This is a genomic window from Xanthomonas sp. PPL134 (genome assembly GCF_040595915.1).
GTDB lineage: Bacteria > Pseudomonadota > Gammaproteobacteria > Xanthomonadales > Xanthomonadaceae > Xanthomonas_A > Xanthomonas_A indica.
On sequence record NZ_JAMDLL010000017.1, the window covers coordinates 31,863 to 48,765 of the forward strand.

Below are 16,903 nucleotides of genomic sequence, written 5' to 3' on the forward strand. Positions count from 1 at the left end.
TGCGTACGCTTGTGCGACCCCGACCAGGAAGTGTCCATGACCCGCGTTCCCGTGCCGTCCCTGTCCGCCGTGCGTCGGCTGCTGTTGCTGGGCATGCTGGCGCTGCTCGGGGCCTGCGCGCACGCGCCGCAGCGCAATCCGCTGGCCACCTGGGTGCCGTCGCCCAACTACGACACGCGCCGGCCGATCCTGATCGTCATCCACTACACCGACCAGCACTCGGTGCAGCAGAGCCTGGACACGCTGCGCTCGCACAACAGCAAGGGCAAGGTCAGCGCGCACTACCTGATCGGCCGCGACGGCACGCGCTACCAACTGGTCGCCGACCAGGATCGCGCCTGGCATGGCGGCGCCGGGCGCTGGGGCACCATCACCGACATCAACTCCGCCTCGATCGGCATCGAACTGGACAACGACGGCAAGACCCCGTTCGCGCCGCAACAGATCGCCAGTCTGCTGGTGCTGCTCGAAGACCTGTGCACACGCCTGCGCATCCCACGCACCCAGGTGGTCGGGCACGAGGACTTCGCGCCCTCGCGCAAGGTCGACCCGGGCCCGCTGTTCCCGTGGAAGCAACTGGCCGAGGCCGGCTTCGGCCGCTGGCCGGCCGTCGACACGCCGCCGGCCCCGCCCGGCTTCGATCCGTGGCAGGCGCTGGCGCTGATCGGCTATCCCGTCGACGACCGCGCCGCGACCCTGCGCGCCTTCCACCATCACTACCGCGGCAACGACGCCACCGCCTTCGACGCCGAAGACCTGCGCATCCTGTACGCGCTGACCCAGCCACTGCTGGCGCGGCCGCAGCCGCTCCCGGCGATGGAGCCGGACGCGCCCTGAGCCGGCGCGCCGCGCCGCCAGCGTCGGTCTTGGCGGCGTGCACGCCTGTCACTTGGCGCCGCCGCGGTTCTTGGTAGCATCGCGCGCCAACGGACTTCAAAGGACGCAGTGCGATGAGGCGAGGAACCACGGCCCTGTGGGCGGCCACCTTCCTGTTGTTGGGTGGGTGCAAGGACAAGACTGCCGATGCGCCGGCCACGCAGACCCCGGCGACGGCAAGCGCGGCCGCGCCCGCAGCGCCCGCCGCCGCGGCGGCACAGCCGGCCGCCGCCGAGGTGCCGGCGCCGGGCCAGGTACTGGCCGACATCTACGGCGCCAAGGGCGACGGCTCGGCGTCCTACGCCATCGACAATGGCGCGGTGGCCAGCTTCTGGTACGGCTACCGCTTCGACCTTGGTGGCAAGCAGTATTACACCGGGTTCGCCAATGCCACCGGCGGCAAGTACGACAAGCCCGGCGACCAGGGCAGCGACCAGGACATGCCCGATCCGGCCGCCACCGTCAGCATCAGCCAGGCCACCTACGTGCTCGACAGCGCCGGCGGAAAGCCGACCTGGACCCTGTTCCATGCGCAGCGCTGGGCCGGCGACTTCGGCTCCGACGGCGAGGCCGACACCCTGGACGAACAGCGCAAGCCGCAGAGCACCACCACCCAGGACGGCCACCTGCTGCTGGCGCTGCCGACCACCCGCTTCGCCGACGGCATCACCACTGCCGGCTTCGCGATCTTCACCTTCGACCCGAACAAGAACGACCTGGGCGACTACAAGGGCTGGGTGTACCTGGGCACGGTCGCCGCCGGCGAGGACAACAGCGCCGCCTGCGACGACCAGGGCACCATGAAGTGCGCCACCAGCACCGGCACGCTGAGCTTCGTGCCGCCGGCCAGCGGCAACGTGCCATCGCTGCGGATCGCCCTGCAGGGCACGGCGGTGGACGGGCCGGGCAAGGTCCGCACGCTGGGCCCGGCCGACGCCGTCACCTACACCTACGACCCCGCCAAGCAGCAGTACACCCCGCCGCTGGACCGCTGACGGACGGCGCGGGGAGCGGGCGCGGGCGCGCGTCGCCGCGGTGGTGTCGGGCGCGGGACCTGGTTTAAGATGCGCCCCACGGGGCCTGATGATCAGGCGAGTCATTCGCGAGCGGCATGGGATGCTGCACTCGCCCGAAAATGCCGGTGTGGATTGCCGGCGTGCGGTTCGCCATGCGCGACCGCCATCACCGCCCCTGCTCGGGGCCGCAGTGCACGTCACCGTCGTTCCGTCCGAAACCGCGCCAGCGGGGCGTGTTCGCGCTCCGCCCCAGGCGTCGCGTCCGCCTCGTGCGCCGCCTGCGTCAGGGCGGACACGGCGGCGGGATGCGTCGGAATGTGGCAGGTGGGTTCTTCCGGCTTCTTCACCGAATACAGGATGTTCTGGACATGTCGAACGACAACACGCGCGCCGCCGCTCCCGAAGTGCCACCCGATGCGGGCAGCGTGCTGTACCTGATCTACGGCTGGGACGGCGATGGCGCCGTGTCCTACGAGATCGACAACGGCGCGGTGGTGAATTTCTGGGGCGGCCAGCATGTCGAACTGGACGGCAAGCGCTACTACACCGGTTTCAGCTATGCCACGCCGGGCCGGTACGGCATCGACGATGCGGAAACCTTCCCGAACCCGGGCGAGGGCGTCTCGCTCGGTGCCGCCACCTTCCTGCTGACCACGCCCGGCGGCGAGCGGCCGTGGATGGTGCTGCACGCGCAGCGCTACGTCGGCAGCTTCGGCGCCTACGCGCGCGCCGATGCGTTCGACACCACGCGCGCGCCGCAGCAGCATGCGCTGGACGACGGCCGGTTGCTGCTGGCCCTGCCCACCACGCGCTTCGGCAACGGCATCACCGAGGCCGGCTTCGCGTTGTTCGTGTTCGACCCGAACCGGCATGACCTCGGCGATTACCGCAGCTGGGTCTATTGCGGCACGGTGGCGGCCGGCGAGGACAACGAAGCGGCCAGCGACCCGGACGGCGTGGTACCGCACGTGTCCAGCACCGGCACCCTGGAATTCCAGGCGGTCCCCGGCCAGCGCATGCCGGCGCTGCGGGTGGCGCTGCACGGCACCGTGATCGCCGCTCCCGGCCGCGCGCGCCTGCTCGATGCCGGCGACGTGCTGCAGTACGCCTTCGACCCGGACAGCGGCCAGTACCAGCCGACGCCCGACGCATGACCCCACGGCGCGCGGCGGCGCGCCGGTGGACGCAGCACCCGATGTTCCGCAGTACGCAATCGTTCTGTTGACCGCGCACTAACAAGCTCACGGACGAGCTCGGTTGACCCAGGCGGCCGCGATGGCCGTACCTCAACCTCCAGGAGTTACACGAGATGGCACGCGATACCACCAAGGCAGAGAATCTCGACATCATCGAGCGGGAAGCCAGGCAGCGGCAGATTCCGGTCGACGACTTCATGCGTTTCGCCTACATCGAAACCGGCGGCCGCTTCGACGAGCAGGCCAGTCGCGGTCCCAACAGCGCCAAGGGCCTGTTCCAGTTCACGCCCGGCGCCGCCAGCGCCTACGGCATCCGCGGCCGCGAACTCGACGCGGTGGCCAACACCGATGCCGCTGCGCGCATGTACCAGGACAACCGCAACAGCCTGACCCGCCAGCACGAACGCGACGGCCGCGCCTACCTGTCCGGCAAGGCGCAGCCCGACGGCCTGGACATGTACATGGCGCACCAGCAGGGCGCCGGCGGCTACCGCTCGATCCAGGCCGCCATCGCCACCGGCCACTTCGAGCTGAAGGGGACCCGCGCCAACCTCCTCAACAACGTTCCCGGTGAAAAGGACGCGCAGGGCGCGCGCCAGTTCCAGGCCTACACCGGCACCTCGCTGGCCGACTTCAAGACGCTGTCCGACCAGGACATGGCCAAGGCCTTCGTGAAGTACTGGGACGCCAAGTACGACCACATCGCGATCCCGGAAAAGGGCATCAAGCCGCTCGCCGAGGGCCAGGCCGCGCCGGCACGCACGCCGACGCACGCTGGCGGCAAGCAGGGCGGCCACGACGGCATCGCGCTGACCGCCGCCTACGACCTGGGGGTCAAGCACGACGACGTGAAGTACGCGATCAACGTCAAGAGCAGCAAGTACTACCACCCCGGCGTGGACGGCAAGCACCTGTCGCAGGGCTACATCGATTGCTCCGGCTGGGTGACCGAGCTGCAGAACGCGACGATGAACGAGATCAACCGCAAGGCCGGGCGCGACGTGTTCACCCAGAAGGACATGCTGGTGCAAGGCATGTCCGGCTCCGGCGAGATCGTCAAGAAGGCCTTCGACAGCTCCGGCGTGCTGCTGCAGGGCAAGGACGTGTTCAAGCCCGGCGCGCTCAAGGAAGGCATGGTCATCGGCGTGGATTCGGGCAAGACCGCGCACGAACACTGGAAGGGCATCGACCACATCATGATGGTCGTGCGCGATCCCAAGAGCGGCGAGCTGCTGGTCAGCCAGTCCACCGGCAGCAAGGGCGTCAACACCATGCCGCTGGACGACTACCTGGCCACGCACCAGAACGCCAAGCTGTTCGCCTCCGATCCGCTGGCCAAGGGCCGCGACCTGCTGCAGGACCGCCAGCAGACCCAGGCGCAGACGCAGGGCGCACAGGAGCCGCGCACGGCGCTGAAGCCGGGCGAGCAGGGCGCCGACGTCAAGGCGATGCAGCAGCGCCTGATCGAACTGGGCATCAAGGACGACCAGGGCAAGCTGCTCAGCGGCACCGGCTACTACGGCGATCGCACCAAGGAAGTGGTCGCCAACCTGCAACGCGAGAAGGGCCTGGCGGCGACCGGCATCGCCGACAAGGCCACGCTGGAGGCGATCGCCAAGCAGCCGGCGCCGGCCAAGGCCGACGCGGCGGCGTTGGCCGACAACCCGCTGTACAAGCAGGCCATGGACCACCTGCAGAAGCAGGGACCCAACGGCGGCTTCAAGAGCGCCGAGGAGATGCAGCGTGCCGCCGGCCAGGTCGCGTTCGAAGCCAAGGTCAGCGGCATGAATCGCATCGACGACCTGGTGCTCAGCGGCGACCGCCGCGGCCTGATCGCGGTGCAGCGCAATCCCGACAATCCGCACGACGTCAATCGTGCCTACGTGGACAGGCAGCAGGCCGCGACGGTGCCGCTGGAGCGCAGCCAGCAGCAGCTGGCCGCCGAAACCCAGCGGCAGGCGCAGGAGCAGCCGCAGCAGCCGGACCCGCAGCGCGAAAAGGCCCAGGCGCCGCGCTGATCGGTGCTTCCGGCCACGGTCGCCGTCGCGCATGTCGCGCGGCGGCGGTGGTGCATGGCGATGGCGGCGGCCCTTGCCACGCATGCGCCGGCGCGACATTGCCCAACGCAGGCCAAACACCAGCACCCGCCATCGCCGCGTGCGATGGACAGCGTGCGTCACGATCGATTAGAACCTCGCCTTTCCGCTCGCGCAAACGACAAGGACGCAATCCGACCATGGCCATCGCCAAGGCTTTCCACCGCTCTTCCCTGCTGCTGTTGTGCGTGGCCACTGCCGCGTGCAGTGCGCCGTCTTCCACGCCCAGCCAGACGCAGGCACCGGCCGCTCCGGCGGCGGACGCCGCTGCCGCGGCGGCCCCTGCCGCCGCGCACGAGGCCGGCACCCAGGCCGACGCGGGTGCCGCCACGCCGGCCGCGGCGCCGGCGGCGCCCAGCCCTTCCCCCGCTTCAGGAGATTCCCCCGTGCTGCGACCGTCCTACGACACCTGCATCACCGCCGCCGGCGGCGCCACCCCGGCGATGCTGGACTGCATTTCCGACGAACACGCCTACCAGGACCAGCGCCTCAACACCGCCTACAAGGCGGCGATGGCCAAGCTCGGCGAGGCCGAACAGCATGCGCTGCGCGAGCGGCAGCGCAAGTGGATCGCCGAGCGCGACGAGAAGTGCGTCGCCGATCCGGACGGCGGCCAGGCCGAGCGCGTGGATGCGGCCGAATGCCGCCTGGAAATGACCGCACGCCGCGCCGACGAACTCGAAGCGCACTGATTTCACCCTCTGCATTGAACCCCGACGCGCGGCGCCTTCCACGCCGCGCGTCCTGCCAAGGAGAACGCGATGAGCGACAAGGATTGGGAACTGGGCCAGACCTCCAAGCACTACGAGACCGGCGGCCGCGGCGCGTCGACGGTGTCCTCCGGCGTCGACGACCCGGGCGGCGTGTCCTACGGCTCGTATCAGATGACCTCGCAGACCACCACCCGCGAGGGCAAGGTCATCAACGGCGGCACCGTCGCCGCCTTCGTCAAGGACAGCAAGTACAGCGACGACTTCGCCGGCCTCAAGCCGGGCTCGGACGCCTTCAGCGCCAAGTGGAAGGAGCTGGCCAAGACCGACCCCGGCTTCGGCCAGGAACAGCACGACTACATCAAGCGCACCCACTTCGACAAACTGGTCGACCGGCTCAAGGACAAGGGCCTGGACCTGTCCGACCGCGGCCCGGCAGTGCAGGATGCGATGTGGAGCACCGCGGTCCAGTACGGCCCCGGCAGCGACAAGAAGCCCGGCGGCTCCGGCGTGTTCCTGCGCGCCATGGAGGAGAAGTTCGGCAAGCAGGCCGACCTGTCGAAGATCTCCGACAAGGAGATCGTCAGCGCGGTGCAGGACTACAAGGCCGAGCACGTCAAGGAGCTGTTCCCGCGCGTGCACAAGCAGAAGACCCTGGATTCGCTGCAGAACCGTGCCGAGAACGAGAAGGCCGACCTGCTCAAGCTGGCCGACCTCGGCAAGACCGTGGCCAAGCCCGGCGAGCAGCGCGACGCGCACACCGCGCCGAAGCCGCATGACGGCCAGCGCGAACCGGCCGCGCACGGCGGCGTGCTGGCGCGCAATGCGCAGGGCGAGGCGGTGAAGGGCCTGCAGGAGAAGCTGGCCACGCTCGGCTACCTGGAGGCCAAGGATGCGATCGGCACCTACGGCCCCAAGACCGAAGCGGCGGTGGAGAAGTTCCAGCAGGACCAGCACCTGAAGGGCGTGGACGGCAAGGCCGGCCCGGAGACGCTGGCGGCGATCGAGCGCAGCGTGCAGCGGCAGCAGGGCGTGGAGCAGTTGCGGCGCGACAATCCGTTGTTCGACCAGGCGGTCGCGCAGCTGGAAAAGCAAGGGCGCAACGGTGGCTACGGCGACCGCGAGTCCATGCAGCGCGCGGCCGGGCAATTGGCGTTCGAGGCCAAGGTCAGCGGCATGTCGCGCATCGACGACCTGGTCGCCAGCACCGATGGCCGCGGCATGATCGCGGTACAGCGCAATCCGGAAAACGCGCACGACGTGCACCGCGCCTACGTCGATCGCCAGCAGGCGGCGACCGTGCCGCTGGAGCAGAGCCAGCAGCAGTTGGCGGCCGAAACCCAGCGCCAGGCGCAGGAGCGGCAGGTGCAGGACCAGCAGCGCACCCAGACCCAGGCGCAGACGCCGGGGCGTTGATGCGCACTGCGCAGGGCGGTCATCGGCACGCGCCGCTGGCCGCCCTCATTGCGCAGTGGCATCGCGCGCATCGCAGAAGCGCGGCAGGACAACGGCAGCGGCCATGGCCTATGCTTCCCAGATGCCGCATGACCGCCGCTCACGCCACCACCATTCCTCGCGCCCCTGGCGCCGGCCTGGCGCGCTGCGCGCGCTGAGCCTGACGCTCGCGTTCGCCGTCGCGCCCGCCACGTTCGCTGCGGAACCGATCACCTCGCCGGCGACCACGCCGGAGCAGGCGGGACTGGTGGACGTGCATGCGCTGGCGCCGGAGATCGCGATGGACATCCGCTACGCCGGCCACGACAACTTCACCGGTCGCCCGGTGCAGGGCTACGACGCGCCCAAATGCTATCTGCTGGCGCCGGCCGCGCAGGCCCTGGCGCAGGTGCAGCGCGACCTGCAGGCCAAGGGCTACCGCCTGCAGGTGTTCGATTGCTACCGGCCGCAGCGGTCGGTCCGCGCCTTCGTCGCCTGGGCGCGCGATCCGCAGGATCAGCTCGCCAAGGCGCGCTACTACCCGAACCTGGACAAGGGCGTACTCCTCGGCGACTACATCGCCGAGCACTCCGGCCACAGCCGCGGCGCCACCGTCGACCTGGGCTTGCTGGACTGCCGCCAGGGCGCATGCCGCGCGCTGGATATGGGCACCGGCTTCGACTTCTTCGACGCCAGCGCGCACACCGACACGCCGGCCATCGACGCCACCCAGCGTGCGCACCGTCGGCAACTGTTGAAGGCGATGGCCGCGCGCGGCTTCGTCAACTATCCGATGGAATGGTGGCACTTCACCTTCCAGCCCGAGCCCAGCCCCGGCGTCGCCTTCGACGTGCCGGTGCGCTAGCGGCGCCTCACCTTCGCCACGGACCCCTCCATGACCGGCACGCACCCGTTCGTCGACCTGCAATGCCCTTACTGCGGCGAATGGATCGACGTTGCGCTGGATCCGTCGGTGGACGTGCAGCAGTACATCGAGGACTGCCAGGTCTGCTGCAAGCCGATGTTGATGACGGTGCGCTGGGACGAGGATGGCGCGCCGGTGGTGAGCGCGATCGCCGAAAACGCCAGTTGAGCCGCGCGCCGGCGCGCCGTGCCGCACGCCGATGCGCGACACCCTCTAGACTTGTGCCCTTGCCGACCGAGGACACCCGATGAACCTGCCGCTGCACTTCGGCCTGCTGGGCTCGCTGGAAGCCGGGCTGATCGCCTTGGCGGTCGGCTTCCTGGTCTATGCGCTGTGGCAATGGTTGGGCCGGCGATGGGGCTGGTCCGAGGGCCAGCAACTGGGCGGCGCGTGCCTGATCGCGGTGGCGGTGTCGGCCGGCATCGACTGCTGGAACCTGTTCTACACCAGCATCGTGCGCCTGGAGTCGCCGCTGTACGCGCGCATCGCCCTGGCCAGGATCCACGACCCGGACGAACTGGGCGCGCGCGTGGTCCTGGAAGTGGCCGGTGCGCTCGCTGGTGTGGCGCTGGCCTGGGTTGCATTCAGGGGGCGTTCAAGCGAAAACGCCGGCGACGGCGGTCACGAAACACGCTGAAACAGACGTTTTCTTTCTGCAATCCAAACGTCTCGAATGGACGCCTTACCGCGCGCTGACGGAACCCTAACCATTGCGGTAGCGCGGCGTGCGGGTGCCGTGGTTAACGATCCGTTTGGCGGCGTTTTTCGACAGGGAATGGATTCAGTCTGAGACCGGCACGGTAGCGCCGTGTTCCGGAATCGACCGGACATGCCACACCGAGAGCCAAGGAGAATCCACCCATGAATATTCGCACCCGCACCCCGCTGATCGGTACCGCCGCCCTCCTCGCCGCCGCGCTGGCCCTGCCGGCGTTCGCCCAGGACGCGCAGGCCGACGCCGCTGCGCAGGCGCAGACGCAGTCGTCCACCAGCGCCACCGGCCAGAGCGGGCAGGCCGGCGCGGCCTCGGGCGGCGGCCAGACCTGGGCCGATGTGGATGCCGACAAGGACGGCGCCATCAGCAAGCAGGAGGCGCAGGTCAACGCCGGCCTCAGCCAGATCTTCGCCCAGGCCGATGCCGACCATAATGGCAAGCTGACCCCGGACGAGTACAAGGCCTACGTCGCCAAGCAGCAGGGCGGCGCGGCGACCGGCAGCGACAGCAACGGCGGCCAGTAACGGGAGCGGTGCCGGCGCTGGCGGTTGCGCGACGATGCGCGCACCGCCTCGCCGGGACCGGACCTCCCGCGTCACCGCGCGCGTCTTTCCATCGACGCTCCACCACGACGGCGGCCATGGGCCGCCGTCGTGCGTTTGCGCGGTGGGGCAGGGGTGTGTCTGCGGGTCGGGAGGCGCTGCTATGCTTGGCGGATGATGCCGACGCCGACCGCCTTGCGTGCTTCCCCCATCGCCCTGGTCGGTTTCGACGGCGACGACACCCTGTGGAAGAGCGAGGACTATTATCGCGATGCCGAGGCTGCGTTCGAAGCCATCCTCGGCCAGTACCTGGACCTGCACGACGCCCGAACCCTGCAGCACCTGCTCACGGTGGAGCGGCGCAACCTGGCGGTGTTCGGCTACGGCGCGAAGGGCATGACCCTGTCGATGATCGAGGCGGCGATTGAGCTGACCGATGCGCGGATCTCCGCGCGCGACATCGGGCGCATCGTCGAGATCGGGCGCAGCACGTTGCAGCATCCGGTGGAGGTGATCGCCGGCGTGCGCGAGGCGGTGGCGGCGATCGCCGCCGAGTTCGAGATCGTGCTGATCACCAAGGGCGACCTGTTCCACCAGGAAGCCAAGATCGCGCAGTCCGGCCTGGGCGACCTGTTCCCGCGCATCGAAATCGTGTCCGAGAAAGACCCGAGGACCTACGCCAAGGTGCTGTCCGAGTTCGGTATTGGCGCCGAGCGCTTCGTGATGATCGGCAACTCGCTGCGCTCGGACGTGGAGCCGGTGATCGCGCTCGGCGGCTGGGGCATCCATACGCCGTACACCACCACCTGGGCGCACGAGGCCGAGCACGGGCTGTCGGCCGACGAACCGCGCCTGCGCGAAGTCGCCGCGGCCGCGGACTGGCCGCAGGCGGTGGCGGATCTCAACCGGCATGCGGCGAGCCTGCAGCAGGGCTGAGCGGATCCCTTGCCCAGCGGCGTTGGCATCACCGGCCGCTGGCCTTGTTGTGTAGGAGCGGCTTCAGCCGCGACACCGCCGAGGCCACGGCGTGCATGTCTGCCAGCTTGCCGCGCTGACAGCGCTCACTGCCTCCGGCAGAATCGACGCATGCCTCTGCGTCCGTCTCCTGCCGGTCTGTTCCTGTGCGCCGCCCTGCTGGCTGCCGGCCCGGCCATGGCGCAGGGGGCGGCGGCGCCCGCGCGCACGCCTGCCTCTGACAGCGGGGAGACGGCACCGGTCGAGGTGCCCGGTACCGACGATGCCTGGATCGACCGTCAGTTGCTCGACATCGACCGCTACGCCGCGCGCTACCCCGACAGCTTTCTCGACGAGATCGCGCGCTACGCGCAGATGCCGCGCGGCTATGCCGAGGTCCTGCTGCGCGATCGGCGTTGGCCGCCGCGCGATGTCTATGTCGCGGCGTTCCTGGCCAAGGCGGCGGGTCGGTCCTACCGCGAGGTGGTACGCGCACGCACGGCCGCCGGTGTCCCCGCCGGCTGGGCGACGGTGGCGAGCGACATGGACGCGCCGCCCGGTTCGCTGGCCTATCGCGCGCTGCGCCATGCCATCGTCGCCAGCTACGATCACTGGGATCGCCCGATCGTGCTGGACGCGCTGTTGCGCCGGCAATTGGGCGACCGCGCCGCCCGCGACCGCGCCGCGGCGCAGCCGCAGGACGGATCCACGCGCACGCAATAAGCGCGGGGGAGCACAACGACACAGAGCGGCCCTGCACGTTCGCCCATGTCGTTGCGCGAACGTCCCGTTGTCCTGCACGGCATGCAGGCACCGTTATGCATCAACGTCAGCGCATCCCTAGCCCCTCTCCCCCCGGGAGAGGGGGGGGGTGAGGGTCGGGGCGCGCAGCGCCTCACGCAGTTTGGGTGCACGAGGCTGCGCCCGGACCCGCATCCGCCCCTGCGGGGCACCTTCTCCCGGCGGGAGAAGGAGACAGCGGTGCAGGCCACTTCCGTGCCGCACCGATACGCGCCGCGCACTCCCCCACACTGGCCGCGCCGCCGCCGCGGCGCGAGAATAGGCGTTCTGCCGGTCCTGCCGCCGGCGCCACTGCCGCTCCGGACCGCCCGATGACCAACGCCTTCGTTTCGCCCGACGCTATCCGCAGCCTGTTCGCGCAGGCCATGTCCGACATGTACCGCACCGAGGTGCCGCTGTACGGCACGCTGATGGAGCTGGTGGCGCAGGTCAATGCGCAGACCCTGGCCGCGGACCCGGCGTTGGAGGCGCAACTGCAGCGCAACGACGAACGCGCGCGGCTGGACCAGGAGCGGCATGGCGCGATCCGCGTCGGCACCGCCGAAGAGCTTGCCACCCTGCGCCGCCTGTTCGCGGTGATGGGCATGGCGCCGGTGGGCTATTACGACCTGTCGGTGGCCGGCGTGCCGGTGCACTCCACCGCGTTCCGCCCGCTGGATGCCGCGGCGCTGGCGCGCAATCCGTTCCGCGTGTTCACCTCGCTGCTGCGGCTGGAGCTGATCGAAGACCCGGCGCTGCGCGAACAAGCGGCGCAGATCCTCGCCAAGCGGCGCATCTTCACCGATGGCGCGCTTGCGTTGATCGCGCAGTGCGAACGCGACGGCGGCCTGGTCGAGGCCGATGCGCAACGGTTCGTCGCCGAGGCGTTGGAGACCTTCCGCTGGCACAGCGACGCCACCGTGAGCCTGCCGACCTACCGTGCGCTGAGCGAGGCGCACAAGCTGATCGCCGACGTGGTCAGCTTCCACGGCCCGCACATCAACCACCTGACCCCGCGCACCCTGGACATCGATGCGGCGCAGGCGGAAATGCTGCGCCGGGGCATCGATGCCAAGGCGGTGATCGAAGGTCCGCCGCGCCGCGCCTGCCCGATCCTGCTGCGCCAGACCAGCTTCAAGGCGCTGGAGGAAACCGTGCGTTTCCCGGCGGGCGCGGACAGCGCCGAGGCCGGCACCCACACCGCGCGGTTCGGCGAGATCGAACAGCGCGGCCTGGCCCTGACGCCGAAGGGCCGCGCGCTGTACGACGCGCTGCTGGAACGCGCGCGCGCGGCCGAGGGCAGCGCCGGTGCCGACTACGCCACGCGCCTGCAGGCCGCGTTCGCCGATTTCCCCGACGACTACGCCACCCTGCGCCGCGAGGGACTGGGCTACTTCCGCTACGCGCTCACCGACGCCGGTCGCGCCGCCGGCGCCGCCGCCCTGGCCGGCAAGCCGGCCGAAGCCTTGATCGCCGACGGCCTGGCCAGCGCCGACCCGATCGTCTACGAGGATTTCCTGCCGGTCAGCGCTGCGGGCATCTTCCAGTCCAACCTCGGCGGCGGCGAACAGCGCGCCTACGCCGCGCATGCCAACCGCGCCGCATTCGAGCAGGCCCTGGGCGCGCCGGTGCACGACGAATTCGCCATCTACGCCGGCATCGAGCGCGATTCGCTGCAGGCGCTGGCGGGTTGAAGCGGGGATTGGGGATTGGGGAATCGCAACAGCGGTTTCCCGTCGTCGTGTCCCCTCACGCACACGACCGATGTGGCGGTGCTGCGTGAGGGGACTTTAGGCCCGAGGGCGTCCGAAGACAGCAATGCTCACACCCCGGCGCGTCGCGGCTGAAGCCGCTCCTACAAGGGCGTGGTCGGCATGGTGCTGCATTGTGGGAGGGACTTCAGTCCCGGCGGCTTCCGAAGACAACAACGCTGCTCACACCGCCGCGTGTCGCGGCTGAAGCCGCTCCTACGAGTGCACGATGGGCATGGTGCTACATGGTGGGAGGGACTTCAGTCCCGACGGTGTCCGAAGACAACTCACACCCCCCGCGCGTTGCGGCCGCAGTGGCTTACAAGGAATACGCGCGAGGCGCTGCACCGCCCGATGCCGCTCGACGCCAGCCCCGCGCCTGCCTGCGCGACCTGGGGCGCGCAGGCCGATCGACCGCGGCTTACCCCGCGTAACGCGCCTTGAGCATGGCGTAGGCCGAACGCAGCGCCAGCGCTTCGCCGCCGGCGGGGCGGCCGGGGCGGTCGCTGTCGTTCCAGGCATACACGTCCAGGTGCGCCCAGGCCTGCCGCGCCGGCACGAAACGCTCCAGGTACAGGGCGGCGGTGACCGCGCCGGCCATGCGCGAGCCGGCGTTGGCCAGGTCGGCGACCGAACTGGTCAGGTAGCGCAGGTAAGGGCGCCACAGCGGCATGCGCCAGACCGGGTCGCGGGTGCGCTCGCCGGCGGCGATCCAGGCCTGCGCCAGCGTGTCGTCGTTGCTGAAAAGCGCCGGCAGGTCCGGGCCCAGGGCGATGCGCGCGGCACCGGTCAGGGTGGCGAAATCCAGGATCGCGTCCGGGCGCTGCTCGCCGGCATAGGCCAGCGCATCGCACAGCACCAGGCGGCCCTCGGCGTCGGTGTTGTCGATCTCCACGCTGGTGCCCTGGCGGGTGGCGATGACCTCGCCGGGGCGGAACGCGTCCGGGCCGACCGCATTCTCCACCGCCGGCAGCAGCACGGTCAGCCGCAGCGGCAGGCGCTGCGCCATCACCAGCCCGGCCAGCGCCAGGGCGTGCGCGGCGCCGCCCATGTCCTTCTTCATGTTGCGCATGCCGTCGGCCGGCTTCAGGTCCAGGCCGCCGGTGTCGAAGCACACGCCCTTGCCGACCAGCGCCACGTGCGGATGCGCCTCCTCGCCCCAGCGCAGCACCAGCAGCCGCGGCGCGCGGTGCGAGGCGCGGCCGACCGCGTGGATCGCCGGGAAGTTCTGCGCCAGCAGCGCGTCGCCGACGATGCTCTCGAACTGCGCGCCGTGTTCCTGCGCGATCGCGCGCGCGGCGTCTTCCAGTTGCTCCGGCCCCATGTGCTCGGTGGGCGTGTTGACCCAGTCGCGCACGCGCAGGCTGGCGGCGATCAGGTCGCGCACTTCCGCCTGCGGCGTGGCCAGCAACTGCGCCGGCAGCCGCGCCGGTTGCTTGTAGCGGGCGAAGCGGTAGCTGCCCAGGCCCCAGCCCAGGTGCAGCGCCGCCAGCGTGTCGGCGTCCAGCGCCGTCTCCACCCGCCAGGTGCTGCCGGCCGGCAGCGCGTACGGCGCATGCGCATAGGCATACGCATCGCCGCGATCGCCGACGCCCAGCACCGCGGCGGCCACGCCGTCGGCGCCCGGCAGCAGCAGCACGCTGCCCGGTGCGGCCACGAATTGCTGGGCGTCCATCCACGCCGCCCAGGCCGGCGCTTGCGCCGCGCGCCATTCGGCCAGGTGGTCGCGGTCCAGCACGTACAGCGGCAGCGCGTGGGACGAGGCGTCGGTGAAGCCGGTCGGCAGGGACATCAGCGGATCCTTGGAAGAGGGAGGTGGCCGGCGGGCCAGCGCGCGCGGGTCATGCGCGCGCGACGGCCGGCTGGGTCGCGTCCAGCCAGTCGGCCAGGCCGGTGAGGGTGTCGAAATGCAGGTCGGGTGGCGTCGGCGGATGCCAGGCCTGCGCATCGCGGTTGATCCAGCAGCCGCGCAGCCCGGCCTGCATCGCGCCGACCACGTCGATCTCGATGTGGTCGCCTACGTGCAGCACCTGCGCGCAGGGCAGGCCCAGGCGTGCGCAGGCGGCGCGGAAGATGCCCGGGTCCGGCTTGGCCGCGCCGTGCTCGCGGGCACTGAGTTGGAAGGCGAAATGCTGGTCCAGGCCGATCGTGGCCAAGTCGGCGTTGCCGTTGCTCAACGCCACCACCGGCACGCGCGCGGCGATGCGCTCCAGCGCGGCGATGCTGTCCGGATAGCACTCCACCTGGTTGCGCGCGGCATGGAACACCGCATAGGCCGGTTCCAGCAGGGCGGCGTCGGCGCCGCTCTCGTGCAGCGCGCGGCGCAGCGTCAAGCGGCGCAGTTCGCTGAGGTCGTGATGCAGGTGCGGATGCGCGGCGAACACGTCTTCGCGCAGCTGCCGCATCGCCGCGACCGGGAAGCGCGCGGCCGTGGCCGGGCTGTGCTGCAGCAGCCAGTCGTGCAGCACCTGCTCGATGCGCGCGCCGATCGGCGCGAACGGCCACAGCGTGTCGTCCAGATCCAGCGTGATCGCGCGGACGGGGAAGGAGGGCATGGAAGTCACCGGCGCATTTTACGCCAAGCGCCGCCGCCGCCGCGGGCCGCATCCGGTAGACAGCACGCCGTGGCGCTTCCGACTCCCGAATCCCCGCCTCACTCCAGCAGCCGTGCCCAGCGCTGCATGCCCTCCACCCGCGCCAGCACCATCTTGATGCACACCAGCAGCGGCACCGCCAGCAGCAGGCCGATCATGCCCCACAGCCAGCCGAACAGCATCAGCGCCAGGATCAGCATCAGCGGCGAGATCGCCATGCGCCGGCCGAGCACGATCGGCGTCACCACCTGGCCCTCGAGGGTGTGCAGGCCCAGGTACAGGATCGCCGGCAGTGCCGCGCTCAGCGGGTCGCGGAAGGCGACGAACCCCATCAGCAGCATCAGCACCGCGCCGATCAGCGGCCCCACGTACGGCGCGAAATTCAGCAGCGCCACCACCGTGCCCCACAGCAACGCTTCCTGCGGCGGGATCTTCAGCAGGATCAGGATGCCGGCGAAGATCAGGCCGACCAGCGTGTTGATCACGGTGATGGTCAGGACGTAGCGCGAGACCTCGCGTTCGATCGAGCGCAGGATCTCGGTGGTGAACTTCTGTTGCTGGCGGTTGGGCAGCAAGGCGATCGCATGGCGCTGCAGGTTCTCGCCGAACACCATGAAGAAGAACGTCAGCAGGACCACCGCCAGCACCGAGGCGGCCAGCCGCGGGGTCCGCACCAGCGCCTTGTACGGATCGTCCATCTGCGTGCGGATCACCTGCACGCGGCGCCCGCTCTCGCCGCCGGCGGCGCGGGCGAAGTTCTCCGCGGCCTGGTTGGCCTGCTGCATCGGCTTGGTCAGGTCGCGCACCTGGGTGGCGAGGTGGCGCAGCTGCGCCGGCGCCTGCTGCGCCCATTCGGCGGCGGGGCCAGCCAACTGCACGGTCAGGGTCGTCGCCACCGCCATGCCGGACAGCAGCACCAGCAGTGCGGCCAGGAAGCGCGGCAGGTACAGCCGTTGCAGCACGCGCAGGATCGGGTTGCCGATCAGGGCGAAGAAGGCCGAGAGCAGGATCGGCAGGATCACGTCCTGTGCCGCCCACAGCGTGTAGCAGACCGCCAGCGTCGCCAGCACCACCAGCGAGACCGGGCCACGCGGGCGCGGCGCGGGCGGCGGGGGCAGGGCGTCGTGCGACGCGTCGTCGGCGACGGCCGCGGAATCGGAAACTGTACTCATCGGACCTGCGAGACGGGGGCCGCGGCGCGCGCCGCAGTGCACGCGCCGGACGGCGTCGAAAAGGAAGCGAAGTGTAGGCCGATCGTGGCCGGGGCGGTATCAAGACCGCGTGGCCGCCGCGTGCGCGTGGCGTGGCGCCCAT

At 70.4% G+C, this 16,903-nt stretch carries 16 protein-coding genes; 13 read left to right on the forward strand and 3 right to left on the reverse strand.

Translation table 11 applies throughout. The features are described from left to right. Positions 1–36: 36 nt before the first annotated feature. From M3U25_RS18980 to M3U25_RS19040, 13 genes are all read left to right on the forward strand, one after another. Positions 37–837 carry an N-acetylmuramoyl-L-alanine amidase gene (locus M3U25_RS18980; protein WP_355503435.1) on the forward strand — a complete coding sequence of 267 codons (801 nt, stop codon included), beginning with the start codon at positions 37–39 and terminating at the stop codon, positions 835–837. Positions 838–950: 113 nt separating this feature from the next. After that, a complete protein-coding gene (locus tag M3U25_RS18985; RefSeq protein ID WP_355503433.1) occupies positions 951–1,871 on the forward strand; it encodes a hypothetical protein in 921 nt (306 codons plus the stop codon). A 389-nt stretch (positions 1,872–2,260) separates the two neighbouring features. Then, entirely contained in the window at positions 2,261–3,046 is a 786-nt protein-coding gene (locus tag M3U25_RS18990; protein WP_355503431.1) for a hypothetical protein, read from the forward strand. Positions 3,047–3,201: 155 nt separating this feature from the next. Beyond that, a complete protein-coding gene (locus tag M3U25_RS18995; protein ID WP_355503429.1) occupies positions 3,202–5,106 on the forward strand; it encodes an XVIPCD domain-containing protein in 1,905 nt (634 codons plus the stop codon). Positions 5,107–5,324: 218 nt separating this feature from the next. Then, positions 5,325–5,876 carry a lysozyme inhibitor LprI family protein gene (locus M3U25_RS19000; protein ID WP_355503427.1) on the forward strand — a complete coding sequence of 184 codons (552 nt, stop codon included), beginning with the start codon at positions 5,325–5,327 and terminating at the stop codon, positions 5,874–5,876. 69 nt (positions 5,877–5,945) lie between these two features. After that, a complete protein-coding gene (locus M3U25_RS19005; RefSeq protein ID WP_355503425.1) occupies positions 5,946–7,310 on the forward strand; it encodes a peptidoglycan-binding domain-containing protein in 1,365 nt (454 codons plus the stop codon). 193 nt (positions 7,311–7,503) lie between these two features. After that, a complete protein-coding gene (locus M3U25_RS19010) occupies positions 7,504–8,193 on the forward strand; it encodes a M15 family metallopeptidase (RefSeq protein WP_355503464.1) in 690 nt (229 codons plus the stop codon). Between the two features lie 30 nt (positions 8,194–8,223). After that, positions 8,224–8,421 (forward strand): CPXCG motif-containing cysteine-rich protein, encoded by a 198-nt coding sequence (locus tag M3U25_RS19015; RefSeq protein WP_355503423.1) that lies wholly within the window; start codon positions 8,224–8,226, stop codon positions 8,419–8,421. 79 nt (positions 8,422–8,500) lie between these two features. Then, on the forward strand, positions 8,501–8,890 hold the full coding sequence (locus M3U25_RS19020) for a hypothetical protein (protein ID WP_355503421.1): 390 nt from the start codon (positions 8,501–8,503) through the stop codon (positions 8,888–8,890). A gap of 224 nt (positions 8,891–9,114) precedes the next feature. Further along, the gene (locus tag M3U25_RS19025) at positions 9,115–9,492 is read left to right on the forward strand and encodes an EF-hand domain-containing protein (protein WP_242161200.1); all 378 of its coding nucleotides are present in this window, start codon (positions 9,115–9,117) and stop codon (positions 9,490–9,492) included. 195 nt (positions 9,493–9,687) lie between these two features. Next, positions 9,688–10,446, forward strand: coding sequence for an HAD family hydrolase (locus M3U25_RS19030; RefSeq protein WP_355503418.1), 759 nt, complete (start codon positions 9,688–9,690; stop codon positions 10,444–10,446). 150 nt (positions 10,447–10,596) lie between these two features. Then, positions 10,597–11,187, forward strand: coding sequence for a hypothetical protein (locus tag M3U25_RS19035; RefSeq protein ID WP_355503416.1), 591 nt, complete (start codon positions 10,597–10,599; stop codon positions 11,185–11,187). A gap of 389 nt (positions 11,188–11,576) precedes the next feature. Further along, positions 11,577–12,938, forward strand: a complete 1,362-nt coding sequence (locus tag M3U25_RS19040) for a VOC family protein (RefSeq protein WP_355503414.1) — start codon at positions 11,577–11,579, stop codon at positions 12,936–12,938. A 478-nt stretch (positions 12,939–13,416) separates the two neighbouring features. Here M3U25_RS19040 and M3U25_RS19045 read toward each other — a convergent pair whose 3' ends face one another. The 3 genes from M3U25_RS19045 to M3U25_RS19055 form a co-directional block, all read right to left on the reverse strand. Further along, positions 13,417–14,787, reverse strand: a complete 1,371-nt coding sequence (locus M3U25_RS19045; protein ID WP_242161204.1) for a leucyl aminopeptidase family protein — start codon at positions 14,785–14,787, stop codon at positions 13,417–13,419. A 49-nt stretch (positions 14,788–14,836) separates the two neighbouring features. Further along, positions 14,837–15,550 carry an HAD family hydrolase gene (locus M3U25_RS19050; protein ID WP_160945671.1) on the reverse strand — a complete coding sequence of 238 codons (714 nt, stop codon included), beginning with the start codon at positions 15,548–15,550 and terminating at the stop codon, positions 14,837–14,839. A 98-nt stretch (positions 15,551–15,648) separates the two neighbouring features. After that, on the reverse strand, positions 15,649–16,761 hold the full coding sequence (locus M3U25_RS19055; RefSeq protein WP_355503411.1) for an AI-2E family transporter: 1,113 nt from the start codon (positions 16,759–16,761) through the stop codon (positions 15,649–15,651). Positions 16,762–16,903: the final 142 nt, after the last annotated feature.